The following is a 14,890-nucleotide window of genomic DNA, read 5'->3' on the forward strand; positions in this document are numbered from 1 at the left end:
CTCGAACTACCGACCAGTTCTTTTCACGAACGGCTTTTTAAGCTCCCACCAATGATACTTGGCCAAGCGAACCGCATCCGGCCAAGTGTGCCGCAAACGAGTCCCCAAGCTCATGTTCACGCCAGCCTGCTTGGCGAAATGTCGATACACGTCATTGCCCACTACGTCCTGAAAACGCTGCTGCCCAGCAGCGACCAAATGTCCGTCAGTCTCCGTGTTGGCGATGAAGCGGTAGAGCGGTCCTTGCGAAAAGTATGATGGCGACGGACGCCGACGCCCCGCCCAATGAATGAATGCATGCTCGCAGCGTCGAGCGAGCACGGCATCGAGGTCGATTTGCGCATCGAAGTCGCCTGACCATAAGTCGCCGCCTTCCTTGCCCAGCGGATGCAAAGCAATGTTGAATTTATCCACGTAGTAGTTCAGCCGCCCCTGATCGGCATAGAAGACATCGTTCGCGCGCCAGGCGTATTCTTTGCCCAGCACTTCGCGGTAATAACGCACCTCGGCCTCATATTGCTCGCGCAGCATCTTTTCGGTAATCGCGGCTTTCGAAGCGGCGAAAATACCGGCGTTGAACGGACTGCGCGCGTAAGGGTCGTAGCTTGGATCAAAGTCCATCGCCTGCTCAGGGTTGCCCATCCCGCGCGCCACCCAAGCTCGCCAATCCGCATGGCGCGGGTCTCCGGGATTAGCCATAACCGCCTGCCATTCAGCGACGTCATAGTAAAGATTCGCGAACAGAAATTTCTCGTCGCTAGCGGCGCGCAGCCGTTCCCAGAAAGGCTCCAAAGGTTTCAAACAGAGGATGTCGGCATCCAGGTAAAGGAACCGCTCAAAGGGCCCGGCGAAAGCCCAGAACTTCTTATCGATCGCCCGCAGCTCGCTCCAAAAGCCGCCTGGTTCCTCCATGATCGGAACGTCGCCAAAGGGCGATTGCCTGCGGACAAAGCCATCCCCCGGAATGATCTGGATGGGCGTTCCCGGGCTAAAGTAACGCAGGCTTTCGATGAGCGCCTGCGCCATATAAAAATCACCCGGATAAGTGAGGATGTAGATGCCGATGTCGTGCTCTGCTTTCACGCTGATCAGGTTCTTGGTATGCCACGGAGGATGGGATTTGGCGAAACAAAAAAGCCCGACCGCATTGGCCGGGCTTTGTCTTGCAAAGTTGTTTTGCTTAGCCTTGGAGACCGGCCAACGCCATTTCGCGTTCGTCGAGCAGTTCCTGGTTGGACTTGGCGATCTGCTCCTTGGCGTATTCGTTGAGCTGGATGCCCTTAACGACTTCCCACTTCGAGCCGTCGCTCTTGATCGGCAACGAGGTGATGATGCCTTCCGGCACGCCGTATTCGCCGCTGGAAAGCACGCAAACACTGTGAAAATCGCCCGGCGCAGTCGGCGTAGTCAAGCTAACCACAGTGTCGACCACGGCATTCGCAGCGGAAGCAGCGGAGGAAGCGCCACGAGCAGCGATGATCTCGGCGCCGCGTTTGCCGACCTTCGGCACGAAGGTTTCCTTGAGCCAGGCTTCGTCGGTGATGACTTCCGTGACGGGCTTGCCCCCGATCTTGGCATTGTAAAAGTCCGGGAACATCGTCGGCGAGTGGTTGCCCCAAATCGCAAGGTTGGAAATTTCCTTCACCTGAACGCCAGCCTTTTGCGCAAGCTGTGTCATGGCGCGGTTTTCGTCCAGGCGAGTCATTGCGAACCAGCGGTCAGCCGGGATCTTCGGCGCGTGCTTTTGGGCGATCAGGCAATTGGTGTTGCAGGGGTTGCCCACAACGACGATGCGCACGTCGTCCGCTGCATTGTCGTTGATTGCCTTACCCTGGCCAACGAAGATTTTGCCGTTGATGCCGAGCAAGTCAGCGCGCTCCATGCCTTGCTTGCGCGGCACCGAGCCAACGAGCAGCGCCCAGTTTACATCCTTGAAGCCAACGTTCAGGTCCGAGGTCTGCACGATCTCGGTGAGCAGCGGGAAGGCGCAGTCATCCAGTTCCATGGCGACGCCGCGGAGGGCGTTCATGCCGGGTTCGATCTCAATGAGGTTTAGCGCGACGGGCTGGTCCGGGCCAAACATTTGGCCGGATGCGATACGGAATAGGAGTGCATAGCCGATGTTGCCGGCTGCGCCCGTTACGGCGACACGGATGGGTTTCTTGCTCATGCTTTTAGTGCGATAAGGGTTGTTTTTATAGAGAACGTAAGCGCTCATAGCCGAGATCGGGTTGAGAGGTTTTGAAAGAATATGAGAGATTTCATTCTAGCATGTCAATAACCCACCTCGAGCGAATGAGCATTAATGCCGCTAATTGGGCCCGACGGAAAGCAGAAACTCTGATGCGCTGGCCATATTAGCAAAAACGTCACTCGCCAACAGCGATAGTAATCCGAGGAAGCCGATTCCACGATTGCGTTGTCAGTAAGGCTGCATACACCTTAACTTAAAACCATGAACCGTTCTCTCCTTCTCGTCATTTGCGATTTCCTGCTGCTCAGCTTGCTGGCGCTGGCGCGCTTTGACGAGCCTGCGGACCAGACAGCGACCGAGGCCGAGCAGACGATTGAGCAGGACGCCGTGGCGAATCAAGACCTCATCGATGTCTTGAAAATGTCCCTCGACGCCGAGCAGGTGAACCGTGATGAGCTTTCCACGGAGCTGGCGGAAACCCAGGAGCAGCTTGAAGCCCGCGCCAAAGCGCTTGCCGAGCGTGAGGCCAAGCTCGAAGAAACTCAGCAGACCGCTGAGCAACTCGCCGCAGAAAAAGCGCGACTCGAAAAACAGCGCGAGGAGCTTGCCGCTCAAAACGCCACCGCCGAAGCGGAAAGAGCCAAGCTCGCCGAACAAAGTAAACTCGCCCAGGAAAAGCTCGCCGCCGCCGAGCAAGATCGGGTTGAGCTGGCCAAGACTTTGGCCGAAGTCAAAGAAACCGCCGCGACTTCAACTGAGCGCCTGCGTTCGCTGCAATCCGAACTGGAGCAAAAGGCGACGTTGGCCGCAGAGCTCGCCGCAGAGCGCGAGCGGCTTGCCTCGGAGGTCAAAACCGCTGAGCTGGAAAAGCAGACTTTGACCACAGAACTGGAAGTGACCAAGGCAGAGGCGCGGACCAAGGCAGAGCAACTCGCCCTCGCCCAGCGCGATATCGAGATTACCCGGCAGGAAAAGCAATCGCTCCAGGAAACAACGCAAACGCTGGCGCAAGGCGTGGGCCAATTGGCTGAGTCGACTGACCAAATTCGCGAGGAAGTGAAGCGCGCGCAACCGCTGTCAATGAACACCATTTTTGACCGTTATCAGAAGAACCGTATCAACATTCAGTTCGACGCCACCGAATCAGGGGTCTTTGGCGCGACCTCGGAAAAATACACACTCGACACTATCCTGATTCGCGACGGGGCCAATATTTACGCCCTGATACCGGCCAACAAAACACCCTTCACCAAGAGCGGGCTCAAAGCGGTGACAGGTACGATTCGCTTTGGCGGCAAAGTTGGCCGCTTTGAAACCCTGAATGCCCTAGCCGCCGATCCGCGCATCCTCGCCCTACGATTGCCGGGAAATTTCCCCGAGACATGGGGGGTCACTGCCTTCAATTTAGCCAAGGAACCGCTGAAATTTCCGCAGGCAGTTCTTGTCAGCAACCAGGGAAAATACGGCGAGGTCGGCTTTAAGGTCGTCCCCGACCACCCAGAGTATCTGGACATGGATACGTCGATTTTCAGTGAGCTGTTTGGCGAGTTCAACCCCCGCGAAGGAGACCTCGTGTTCTCGCAAACCGGGGATGTCATCGGCGCGATGGTTAATCGCCAATACGCCGTCATCGCGCCAACGGCCAGTACGACGACAAAAGTCACGCTGGGTTCGAAATTTTCGGAGACAGATTACCGCGCCTACCAGCAGCGCATACAAGCCAATGCCTCCACCCTCCCCCCGGGCCTGCGCTGACGCGTCTCGGCGAGCGGACACTTCTTCGATTTCCGGCCTTGAATTGGCGCGCGGCTAGCTTAGTCTTCGGGCATGTCGCGAGAGATGGACCCATTGGAACGCTATTACGGAAGCTTGTTGGGTTTGGCGATTGGCGACGCCATGGGCGCCCCAGTAGAAGGTCTTGCCCCCGGCATGTTCCCCCCGGTTTCGAATTTCGCCGCTGGCGGTTTTCATAAAATCGAACCCGGCGAATGGACCGATGACACCGCACTGGCGATGTGCCTGGCCGAAAGCCTTGTCGCCAAAGGCGGGTTTGACGCGCCTGACGCCATGGACCGCATTCGGCAATGGTGGCGCGCCGGTTACTGGAGCTGCCGCGAAGCCGCTTTCGGCATTGGCTCCACGACCAAGGCCGCAATTGAATATTACGAAGCTGAGGGAGCGCCCTTTGCCGGATTGTCCAGCGAAGGCAGTTCCAGCAACGGCTCACTGATGCGACTGGCGCCGGTACCGTTGTTTTACGCCGAAACACCGAGGGAAGCCTTGGAATTTGCCGGGGAAAGTAGCCGCCTGACCCATGCGACTCGCCTTTGCATCGACGCATGCCGTTATTTTGCCGCATTGATCGTTGGCGCTGTCCACGGTGTGGACAAGGAAGAGCTTCTCCTGCCGGGCTACGCGCCAGTGCGTGGCGTTTGGCTCTGCCAGCCGCTGACGGGCGAAATAGAAACCGTGGCGCGCGGATCTTATTGGGAAAAGGCCCCCCCCGCCATTCGTGGCCGAGGAGATGTCGTTTCCTGCCTGGAAGCCGCCTTGTGGGCTTTCGCCAGCACAGACAATTTTGCCGACGGCGTTCTGGCAGCGGTTAATCTGGGTGAAGACGCCGACACCACCGCCGCCGTTTACGGCCAGCTCGCCGGAGCATATTATGGCATCAGCGGCATACCGGACCAATGGCGCGACGCCATTCTCTATCGCAAGAAGATACTGCGTCTGGCTGAGCGTCTCTACCTGACCTCCAGGGAACTTGCGGGCAAGTAAATGCGGGCTCCGACGCAATACGCCGAAGCCCGCCAACTCAGTATCCGATAGATGATCAATTCTCTGACCAAAATGTCTAGAGCACTTTTCATCTAGATTGGCCGAGTCAGGTGGGGTAGAGATTGGATGCAGCGCAAGGCGGCTTTGATTGAGCGGGCTGGAAGCCCGTGATTGAAATGCCAACGCCGCGAACTTCCAATCTGGCCCCAAGCCCAAAACCGAGTGCTTTTCCGCGCCAGCGTTGTTGGCTTTTCGCTCACAGGCTTCCAGCCTGTGACGCTCAAGCCGCCTTGCTGGACACGAAAAATCACTGCGGCCTGATCGGCCTATCTAGATGACAAGTGCTCTAGGCCGCGCCAATAACCTCCATTCGCACGCCTGAGAGGTCATAATGCCGACGTTCGACGAAATCCGTGACATCATCCAGCTGTTTGCGGACGTCCTCCAAATCGCTTTTCATGACGGCGAATTCGCGCATCGATGCAATGTCCTGCTGCATGCGTTGAATGCTTTCAATGATCGAGGCGTAATGCGCTTCACAAGCTGTTATGCGTCGCTCCAGCTCCTGACTGGCGGTTGGGCTATTATTGGTTTTGGCTGGCGGCGTGGGTGGTTTCGGTGCGCGAAAGAAGCTCGTGTGGCCTTTTGACGGCATCGCTGGGCCACTGCGTTGGGCGATTTTACGCCATTTGGAAACGGGCTCATCCGGCTCATCTGCATGGCGGATGCAGTAAACGGCATCGTGGTCCCATTTCACCGACTCCTCGATTAAAGATAAGGACATGGGGCGTTGAATCACTTGGCCATCTCGGGCCAATCGCCAACAATCTCGCCGATTATGAAACTCCATTTCCCGGCGTAAAGAAGACAGGGTGACATACTTTTGCATAGTAAAGGTATGACGCCTTTCCAGACAAAATATTCCCACTAAATAGTGGAATGCCCCCAACTATTTCATCAGGAAAACGACCTTACTCTTATCTTTTGCCCAGATGATCACCCATGCGCGCGTAAAGTTCGCGTCCTGCAGCCGTGTGTTCGATCAAGTCCGCATCAAGGGCGACGGCTCCGGGCTCAAAAAGCGTGATCGTGCTTGATCCGCCAAAAGCGAAGTAGCCCTTCTCCCCCCCCTTTTCGGTCCACTGGCCAGATACGTGGGTTTGCTGGATCGTGCCCACACAGGTGGCGCCGACTTCAATCAGCGCCATATCGCCAAAGCTATCGCTGTGGTGGATGGTCACCACGCGCTTGTTAGTCCAAAAGATATCGATGCGCTGGCGCAGCGCGACCGGATTGACCGAATACAACGGTCCGCAAATCTCGCGTGGGGTTTCACGCGGGGTCCCCGGGACGCCGGCGGCGGGAAAATGAAAGCGGTGGTAATCCGTGGGGCAAAGGCGGGAAAGCACCAATGCTCCCCCCCGAAACTGCTGCCCCAGCGATGCGCTACCCAGCAAGGCATTGAGATCGAAGCTTTGCCCCTTCACAAATACCTGATCGATCTGCGATGAATCCTGCCAACCCAAATGCCGACCATCAGCGGGAAAAACCACGCTTTCGGGATCAACATCAATGGGCCGCGCCTCGGGCTTGAGCTGACGCGTAAAGAAATCATTGAAGCACTCAAAGTAGTCCGGCGGGCGCAGAAACTCGGCGATATCCAGACCATACTCCTGAATGAACGGCACAACTTTGGCGGTGCTCGCCTTGCGCCCCATTTTCCAGCCGTACCATCGGGAAAAGAGCGCGCGCTTGGCGGCAAGTTCGACGGTTAATTTCCCCAGCGGAGTGCCGTAGGCCCAAGCCAGCCAGGCCTCGCCAAAAACCTGCTCGGTCTCAATTTCTCCAGTGTAGCGATTGTAAAATTCAATGGGTTCCATGCCGCGCAAACAATCATGCCTACGGCCTCCGCATCAGGAAATCAACCACGATCGGAAAATGATCCGAACCGGTAGCGTTAGGCAATGCTCTCCCTATCACCTCCCAGCCTAAAAAGGCCACTGAGTCACGATCAAGTAGAGCGCGCCGCCGGTGAAGCCGAAGCCAATCAGGGCAAGCAGGCCATCCCTCGCGATCAACGAAAGTGAAAATACCGTGAGCGCGGCGCCAGCCGTGGTGGCCAGGAACGGCACAATCTCCAGCGGTGGCATCGTCGCGCCAATCACCACGCAGATCAGGGCAATGACATATACGCTCACGCCGCGAGTGAGCAGCATCAAGCGCGGGCCAATCAGTCGGTCAACAAAGCGCGCAATCGGCCTTATGGCGCTGATTCCCCGTAGAAATTTATCGCAGTCGACAGAACGCTGGAGAATCGCGTCGGGCAGCCAAAAATGAGATCGCCCAACGAGCAATTGACCTGCGATCAGTACAATGAGCAGCCCGAGAATTGAAGGCAGCGTGGGAATGCCGCTCAGCGGCGACATGGCGATCAAGCCAGGCAAAAGAATTAATGCGCCAAATGACCGGCGTCCTACAGCGTTGAACATGGTGTCGAGCGTCACCCGCTCACATCCGCTGGCGTTATCTTCCAGCCGATCAAGCAACTGGCACAGGTTTTGGGGCGCCTTGAGGTATTTTTTCGGTCTAAACGGCGTCTCCGTTTGTGACTCCACGTCGAATCGCTGCGATAAATGGATATCGTCAGGCGGATTTATGAAGAGGCGGCTCATATTGGGCACTGAATGAGCGTTCGCCTATTCGTCAAACGACCAGGGGATTTCGTCATTTTTTAGCAAAGCGACGAAAAATCCGTTTTTCCGCTTGCGGGATGGGCGGGGCCTGTCTTGTGTCTGCCGGTTAATGTCAAGCGACCCGCAGCCCGCAGTTCTCGCCCTGGAAGACGGCACCGTCTACCGGGGCCGCGCATTTGGAGCCGCCCGCACCGTAGTGGGCGAAGCCGTGTTCAACACATCGATGACCGGCTATCAGGAAATCCTCACGGATCCCTCCTATTTTGCGCAAATCGTCACCATGACCGCCGTGCAGATCGGCAATTACGGGATCAATCCCGACGATGAGGAATCGGACGGCCCGAAGGCGTCCGGCTTCGTTGTGCGCGATTTGAGCCCGGTGGTCAGTAATTGGCGCAGTGTGGAATCCCTACCCGACTACCTGACGCGCCATAACATTCCCGGTCTTTCCGGCGTCGACACCCGCGCCATCACCAAGCGCCTCCGGGTAGCCGGCGCCATGAACGCATGCCTCTCCACCGAGGGACTGACCGACGGTGAAGCCGTCGAGCGCGCCCGCGAGTGGACCGGTCTGGTTGGCGTGGATTACGTGAAGGCGGTGACCTCCAAGGAAGCTTACCAGTTTGAGCCCAATGTGGACCGCAGCCCGTTCACTGTCCCCGGCACCACGCTTTACCCGGACCCGCATCAAGAAAAAATCTTCAAGGTTGCAGCGTTGGACTTCGGCGCCAAACGCTCCATTTTCCGCAAGCTGCGGATGCATGGCTTCGATGTCTGGGTGCTGCCTGCGGACGCCTCTCCGGAGCAGATCCGCGAACTCAACCCGGATGGCCTATTCCTCAGCAATGGCCCAGGCGATCCTGCCGCCGTAACCTACGCGCACAAGACGGTCGCCAACGTCATGGAAGACTACCCGACGTTTGGCATTTGCTTCGGGCATCAGGTCATCACACATGCCCTCGGCGCCCCGACCTACAAGCTGAAATTCGGCCATCGCGGCGGCAATCAGCCAGTCAAGAATTTAGAAACCGGCGCAGTCGCCATCACCGCACAAAACCATGGCTTCGCCGCCAAGCGCGAAGACCTGGAAGCCCGTGGCGCTGTCGTGACGGAAATCAACCTGAATGACGACACCGTGGAAGGTCTACGCCACAAGGATCTGCCGGTCTTCAGCGTGCAGTATCACCCGGAGGCAGCACCCGGCCCGAATGACGCCGACCCACTGTTCGCCAACTTCTACGACATGGTCGCTAAGACAAAAGGCTAAGTCGCCGGAAAGCATTTCACGCTCCAAGCTGGGAGCAATTAAGCTCCTGGTTTGACCCTGTACAATTTTGGCGCCAGTCCATCAGGGGGGGGGGAGCGTCTACTGATTTGCTTCACAACGTAACCGCTCTGACGCGATGCCCACCCTAGAACATACGTTTTTCTTGACGCACGTTAAATTTAACGTAAGTATGATTCCATGAAACCAAACCCTGGTGGTCAATTGGATCCGGATGATATCGTTGGGCGCGACGAGCTCATTGATGAGCTTTGGGAGATTCTCGAAGGGCGTAACATCTACATGAATGACCTTCGTCGCATTGGAAAGACGATGATCCTGAATAAGATGGCGGCACATCCCCCAGCAGGATGGCTGGTCCTGAAACGCGACTTGGGTGGCCTGCGAACCGGGGCGGAATTCGCATCGCAGGTCTATCGAGATGCCCACGCACTATTAAGCAAGAAAAAGAGAGCATTGCGGAGAATGGAGCAATTAGTAGGAGGAATAGACGAAGTTGCTGGCGTAATTAAGCTCAAGGATGGTTCTGCTGCGCCTTGGAAGGAAACCCTTACCCGTACCATTGCCGACCTTCATGAGGAACATCAGACCCTCAATGAACGCGTCGTATTTTTCTGGGATGAGGTCCCCTTCCTCCTCGACAACATTCGTGTTGCAGAAGGCGCCGAACGCGCCATGGAAGTGCTCGATACCTTACGCTCTCTCAGCCAGGATTACCCCAGCATCCGCTTTCTTTTTACTGGGTCCATCGGCATTCATCATGTGCTCTCCCAACTCCGGAAAGAAGGCTACAACAACTCCCCGCTGAACACCTTTGAGCGGGTGGCGCCCGGCCCATTGAATCACCCCGAAGCCGTCGATCTCGCGAGGGAGCTCATCCTAGGCGCCAAGCTAAAGACCGACGACCCCGACCTGGCCGCGGAATCGATCGCCTCGCTCACTGGCGACGTCCCCTTCTACATTCACCGGCTCATTGCCCGGATACCGAAAAGCCAAGGCGCGACGCCCGACTCACTGGATGCTTGCCTCGTCAATGAACTGATCGATGCCAACAGCGACTGGGACCTCGCTCATTACCGCAACCGGATTCCCAAATACTATCCGGAGGGAAACGACGAAGCGGTTGTGCTCGCGTTGCTCGATTCCCTCGCGGTATCGCAGGCTCCCCGACCCTTTCGTGAACTAGCGAACGAAGCCAAATCGATCGTTGCAGGCGCCGACGACGAACAGATCCGAGGCCTGCTCAAACTGCTCCTGGCCGATCACTACCTGACACGTGACGCCAATGGCGGCTACGTGTTCCGGCTCGAGATCGTCCGTCGCTGGTGGGCAATCGACCGCGACCTGTTGAACCCACAAGTTTCCTAGCATGCCACGCATTTCCCGATTTTCCCCCAACTGGTCCGACCCGTCCGCGCTCGAAGCAATTACGGTAGCGCGGGAGGAACTGATCTCCAAAGCCGTAGACGCGGTTCACGACAGCAGCCTGACCAAGAACAAGCATCACCTCCTTTTTGTCGGGCCCCGGGGCAGTGGGAAAACCCACTTGATCACCCTGGTCCATCACCGGATCAGCGGCATGGGCGAGGTCATGAAAAAGCTGCGCATTGCGTGGCTCAATGAGGACGAAACCAGCGACACGCTGCTATCACTCCTCCTCCGCGTTCACCGCGCTTTGGCGCGGGAATATCCGCAGGAATTCCCGGCGGACTCCACGGAGGCCATTTACGATCTCTCTGATGTCAATGCAGCAAGCGACGCCATTACCAAACTCGTCCTGAAACAACTCGCGGAGCACACCCTGCTCATCCTCGTCGAGAACCTGGATGCGATTTTCGCCGAGTTCAACGATGTGGAGCAAAAACGCTGGCGGGCCTTGATCCAGAATCACCCGCACTTCTGCACGGTCGCCACCGCCCAACGGCTCTTTGATGGGGTCTCGGACCGCGACGCCCCGTTTTTCGGCTTCTTCGATGTGCATCACCTCAAGCCCTTCTCGGTCGAACACGCCACCGAGCTCCTCGTCAAGGTCGCTCGAGAAAAGGACGACGCTGAGCTGGCCGTCTTCATCGCCTCGCCACGAGGCCGGGCGCGCATCCGGGCGCTGCACCACCTGACCGGCGGCAACCAACGCCTCTTCATCATCCTCTCCGAATTCATCAACCGGAAGACACTCGAGGAGCTCGTCAGGCCATTCGAGGAGCTCGTCGACGAACAACTCACCCCCTACTACCAGGAACGCCTGCGCTGGCTCCCGACCTTGCAGCGCAAGATCGTTGAGTTCCTGTGCACCATTGCCAAACCTCAGCCGGTCAAGGCGATCTCCCGGCAGCTCTTCTCCAGTTCCCAGACCATCTCCAGCCAACTGGTCAGCCTGCGACGGATGGGATACGTCCAAAGCCGGAAACGCGGAAAAGAATCGCTCTACGAACTCGCCGAACCACTCATGCGGCTCAGCCACGAGGTCAAGGAGGCCAAGGGCCGCACCCCACTCCGTATTCTCGTCGATTTCCTCCGAGTCTGGTACGACCAAGAAGAGCTGAAAGACCGGCTTCAAGCGGCGCCCCATGAAGCCGCGATCACCCGCATGTATCTCAGTGAGGCTTACGAACACTTTGAGGCAACTGGAAATCTTCGCTTGCAACTGTTTCGGGACGAAGCTGATGGGATCGACCTCACCCAATGCGACGAAGAGCAATTAGATCTCCTTCGTGACGTCAAGGACGAGTCCGACGATGCGCAAGACATGATTAATTACGGAGTTGCCCTAGCCCACGCGACTAGGCTCAACGAAGCCATTCATGAATTTACCGTCTTGATCAAACGTAAGAACGCCCCCGCTATACAGCTCGTCTGGGCGCTATTTAACCGCGGCCTAGCCTATGGACAGCGGGGCGACATCGAAGCGGCGCTTGCCGACTACACCGCCGCAATCAACCACGAAGACGCTTCAGTCAAACAGCTCTTCAAGGCGCTATTCAACCGCGGCATAGCCCATGGACAGCGCGGCGATATCGAAGCGGAAATGGCCGACTACACCGCCGTGATCAACCACGAAGACGCCCCAGCCAAACAACTCGCTTTGGCGCTGGTCAATCGAGGTGTCGCCCATGGACAGGTTGGCGATATCGAAGCGGAAATTGCCGACTACACCACGGTAATCAATCGCGAAGACGCCCCAGCCGAACAGCTCGCCTTGGCGTTGTTTAACCGCGGTGTTGCCCATAGAAAACGAGGAGATACCGAAGCGGCGATTGCCGACTACACCGCGGTGATCCACCTTGAAGACGCTCCCGTCGAGCAACTCGCCTTAGCGCTAGTCAACCGAGGCTTCACCCACGGACAGGGTGGCGATATCGAAGCGGCGATTGCCGACTACACCGCCGTGATCAATCGCGAAGATGCCCCCGCCGAGCAGCTCGCCATAGCGCTATTTAACCGCGGTGCCACCTACAGATGGCGGGGAGAGATCAAGGCGACAATTGCCGACTACACCACGGTGATCAACCGCGAAAACACCCCCGCCGAACTGGTTGCCAAGACGCTAGTAAACCGTGGTTTTGCTCATGAAGAGCGCGGCGACCGTGAGGCGGCGAATACTGATTATACTGCTGTAACCACCCTCAACCATGTGCCTCAAGCGATCGTTTCAAATGCCCATTTCCGTATCGCTAACCTCGAAATGCAGCGTGGCCACTGGGCCGAAGCAGAAGAGCACTTGATATCCGGATTTTCTAAGAGAGAGCCTGCTGAATCTTCCTATCTGGGCCCGATTCCTCAATACATCGGCGCTGTCTTGAACTCTGGTCAACACGCCGACGCCTGGGCGCCGCGATTGGATATGCTGCTCGGCGTCTACGCTGAGCATGAGGCGGTTACGGAATTCGCGGCGGGCTTGGTGGATAGCCTCGCTGGACTGCGCCAATCCAGCCTCTCCCCGAAGGGGCTGTCAGCATGGCATGCCCTTTGGGCTGAGCGGGCAAAGATTCATCCGGAACTAGAACTCCCCGCCCGCCTGCTGCACACCGCGATCAACTACTTCGTCGAGGGCGAAGATGAATCCGCACTCCTTGATCTGCCCTCCGAAGAGCGCCGCATCCTCGCCCAGGCGTTGGGCCTGGAATCCACCACCGAAGGCGCCGAATAAACGTTTTCAGACCATGCTACGCTTCTCAGTATCCAAGTCCAAGGGGCCCCTTAGCGAACGACCCAATGAGCAAGAGCATGAGCCTAATTCATTGGTCAGTGGGTTCTTCGCGAATCTTGCTTGCTATTGATAAAATTATGTCACAACTTTGCGATTACCCCTTGCACGTCCCATCCCCGCAGGTTTGCTGGCAAACCTCGCATGTTTGATCTAACTTCGCAGATTTTTTTTGCGTTCCTACTAGGAGCGCTCGTTTTTGGTGGCTTGATTTGGGCTTTGCTCGGCCAAAAACTGAAACGCGAACGGCAGCAAAACCAAGAGAAGCTGGCAAAAGTCGAGCGCGACGCTCAGGAATCCACCCGCCTCACGAAACTAGAGCTGCTCGAAGAACAACAGGTCCGCCGCAAGGATCTGGAAAAGGAGATCATCGAGCGCGAAGACCAGTTGCGACAGCGCGAAAATGAGCTGCGCGATCGCGATAACGCCACGCTCGAAAAAGAAACGCAGGTCATCAATCGTGAAGACCGGCAAGTTGCTTCCAGCAAACGATTAGCCGAAGAAATGCGCCGCGTGAAGCGCTATCGCGACGCTTACCGTTATCGCCTGCGTAAAATCAACGGCCTGACGAAAGAGCAAGCGGAGGAAGCCTGGCGCGAGGAAGTTCGTTCGAGTGATGATGAGGCCGTGCAGGAAATCAAACGCGAAGTAATGCTGGAAAGTGAGCAGGCTTACCGCCGTGAAGCGCAAAGAATTTTAATCGACGTCATGCAGCGCATCACGGCTACGCCGCCGAATGAGATCAGCGCCACCCTCGTCGACCTGCCCAATGAAGACATGAAGGGCCGCCTGATTGGGCGCGAAGGCCGCAACATTCGCGCCATCGAGTCCTGCACCGGCGTTACCCTGATGATCGATGAAACACCCGGCACCCTGCTCGTTTCGTCGTTTGATCCCGTTCGTCGCGAAATTGCCCGCATCGCTCTGGAGCGCCTCATTAAGGACGGCCGCATCCACCCGGTTTCCATCGAAGACACCGTGACCCAAGTTCGCGATGAGCTCAAAGACAGCGTCATCGAGCTCGGCGAACGCTCGCTGCTCAAGCTGCGTCTTCATGGCGTGCATCCGGAAATCGTTTCCTTGCTGGGTAAGCTGCACTACCGGCTTTCCAACAATCAAAACACGCTGGAGCACTCAATCGAAGTGGCGTATTTCTGCTCGCTGCTGGCGTCCGAGCTTGGCCTGGACCCCGATATTGCGAAGCGCTGCGGCTTGTTCCATGACCTGGGCAAGGCGATTGACCACGACTATGAAGGCAGCCACGCCTCCAGCGCCGCCATGCTGCTCAAGCGCTATGGCGAAGACGAGCGCGTCGTCAACGCCGTGGCCGCATCGCATGATGAAATCGCGCCGACCAGCGTATATGCGGGCCTGCTGCGTGTAGCGGACTCACTTTCAGCCAGCCGCCCAGGCGCGCGCGCCAATGCATTGGAGGGCTATCTGCAGCGCGTCCGTAGCCTCGAAGACATCGCCCGTGACATGGGAGGCGTCTCGGAAGCCTACGCCGTGCAGGCGGGCAAGGAAATCCGAGTCATCGTAGAGCCGGACCGGATGGACGACCAGGAAGCCCGTCGGCTGGCCCGGAGCATTCGCCGTCGTATCGAAGAAGAGCTGCAATATCCCGGTACGATCAGGGTCACGGTTATTCGCGAAAGCCGCTTCGTCGAAACAGCGAAGTAAATTCTTACTGATTTAAGGTTTTCATTGCGGTCTTTGGGCGTAAGCTACGTCAGCAA

Annotated in this window: 11 protein-coding genes; 6 read left to right on the top strand and 5 right to left on the bottom strand. The window is 57.3% G+C overall.

The window, feature by feature from the left end; translation table 11 throughout:
* Window positions 1-6: 6 nt before the first annotated feature.
* Window positions 7-1,083 carry a hypothetical protein gene (locus tag RBB63_RS00420; RefSeq protein ID WP_309379973.1) on the bottom strand — a complete coding sequence of 359 codons (1,077 nt, stop codon included), beginning with the start codon at window positions 1,081-1,083 and terminating at the stop codon, window positions 7-9.
* A gap of 97 nt (window positions 1,084-1,180) precedes the next feature.
* Window positions 1,181-2,170: a malate dehydrogenase gene (locus tag RBB63_RS00425; RefSeq protein WP_309379974.1), complete on the bottom strand. Its 990-nt coding sequence runs from the start codon at window positions 2,168-2,170 to the stop codon at window positions 1,181-1,183.
* Between the two features lie 285 nt (window positions 2,171-2,455).
* On the opposite strand from RBB63_RS00425, the gene RBB63_RS00430 reads away from it, so the two are divergent.
* A complete protein-coding gene (locus tag RBB63_RS00430) occupies window positions 2,456-3,949 on the top strand; it encodes a coiled-coil domain-containing protein (protein ID WP_309379976.1) in 1,494 nt (497 codons plus the stop codon).
* Between the two features lie 72 nt (window positions 3,950-4,021).
* Window positions 4,022-4,972, top strand: coding sequence for an ADP-ribosylglycohydrolase family protein (locus RBB63_RS00435; protein ID WP_309379978.1), 951 nt, complete (start codon window positions 4,022-4,024; stop codon window positions 4,970-4,972).
* A 346-nt stretch (window positions 4,973-5,318) separates the two neighbouring features.
* On the opposite strand, the gene RBB63_RS00440 is transcribed toward RBB63_RS00435, so the two are convergent.
* The 3 genes from RBB63_RS00440 to RBB63_RS00450 all read right to left on the bottom strand — a co-directional run bounded on the left by RBB63_RS00440 (window position 5,319) and on the right by RBB63_RS00450 (window position 7,644).
* Window positions 5,319-5,756: a hypothetical protein gene (locus RBB63_RS00440; RefSeq protein ID WP_309379979.1), complete on the bottom strand. Its 438-nt coding sequence runs from the start codon at window positions 5,754-5,756 to the stop codon at window positions 5,319-5,321.
* Between the two features lie 193 nt (window positions 5,757-5,949).
* Window positions 5,950-6,852: a phosphatidylserine decarboxylase gene (locus RBB63_RS00445; RefSeq protein ID WP_309379981.1), complete on the bottom strand. Its 903-nt coding sequence runs from the start codon at window positions 6,850-6,852 to the stop codon at window positions 5,950-5,952.
* 108 nt (window positions 6,853-6,960) lie between these two features.
* Window positions 6,961-7,644, bottom strand: coding sequence for an exopolysaccharide biosynthesis protein (locus RBB63_RS00450; protein ID WP_309379983.1), 684 nt, complete (start codon window positions 7,642-7,644; stop codon window positions 6,961-6,963).
* Window positions 7,645-7,774: 130 nt separating this feature from the next.
* Between RBB63_RS00450 and carA the strand changes: the two genes are divergently transcribed.
* From carA to rny, 4 genes are all read left to right on the top strand, one after another.
* Complete coding sequence (gene carA, locus RBB63_RS00455) at window positions 7,775-8,932, top strand: glutamine-hydrolyzing carbamoyl-phosphate synthase small subunit (protein WP_309379985.1); 1,158 nt, start codon at window positions 7,775-7,777, stop codon at window positions 8,930-8,932.
* A gap of 198 nt (window positions 8,933-9,130) precedes the next feature.
* Window positions 9,131-10,318: a hypothetical protein gene (locus RBB63_RS00460; RefSeq protein WP_309379987.1), complete on the top strand. Its 1,188-nt coding sequence runs from the start codon at window positions 9,131-9,133 to the stop codon at window positions 10,316-10,318.
* Window position 10,319: 1 nt separating this feature from the next.
* On the top strand, window positions 10,320-13,097 hold the full coding sequence (locus RBB63_RS00465; RefSeq protein WP_309379989.1) for a tetratricopeptide repeat protein: 2,778 nt from the start codon (window positions 10,320-10,322) through the stop codon (window positions 13,095-13,097).
* A 201-nt stretch (window positions 13,098-13,298) separates the two neighbouring features.
* On the top strand, window positions 13,299-14,834 hold the full coding sequence (gene rny, locus RBB63_RS00470) for a ribonuclease Y (RefSeq protein WP_309379991.1): 1,536 nt from the start codon (window positions 13,299-13,301) through the stop codon (window positions 14,832-14,834).
* Window positions 14,835-14,890: the final 56 nt, after the last annotated feature.

It is taken from the genome of Cerasicoccus frondis, from assembly GCA_031296915.1.
GTDB lineage: Bacteria > Verrucomicrobiota > Verrucomicrobiia > Opitutales > Cerasicoccaceae > Cerasicoccus > Cerasicoccus frondis.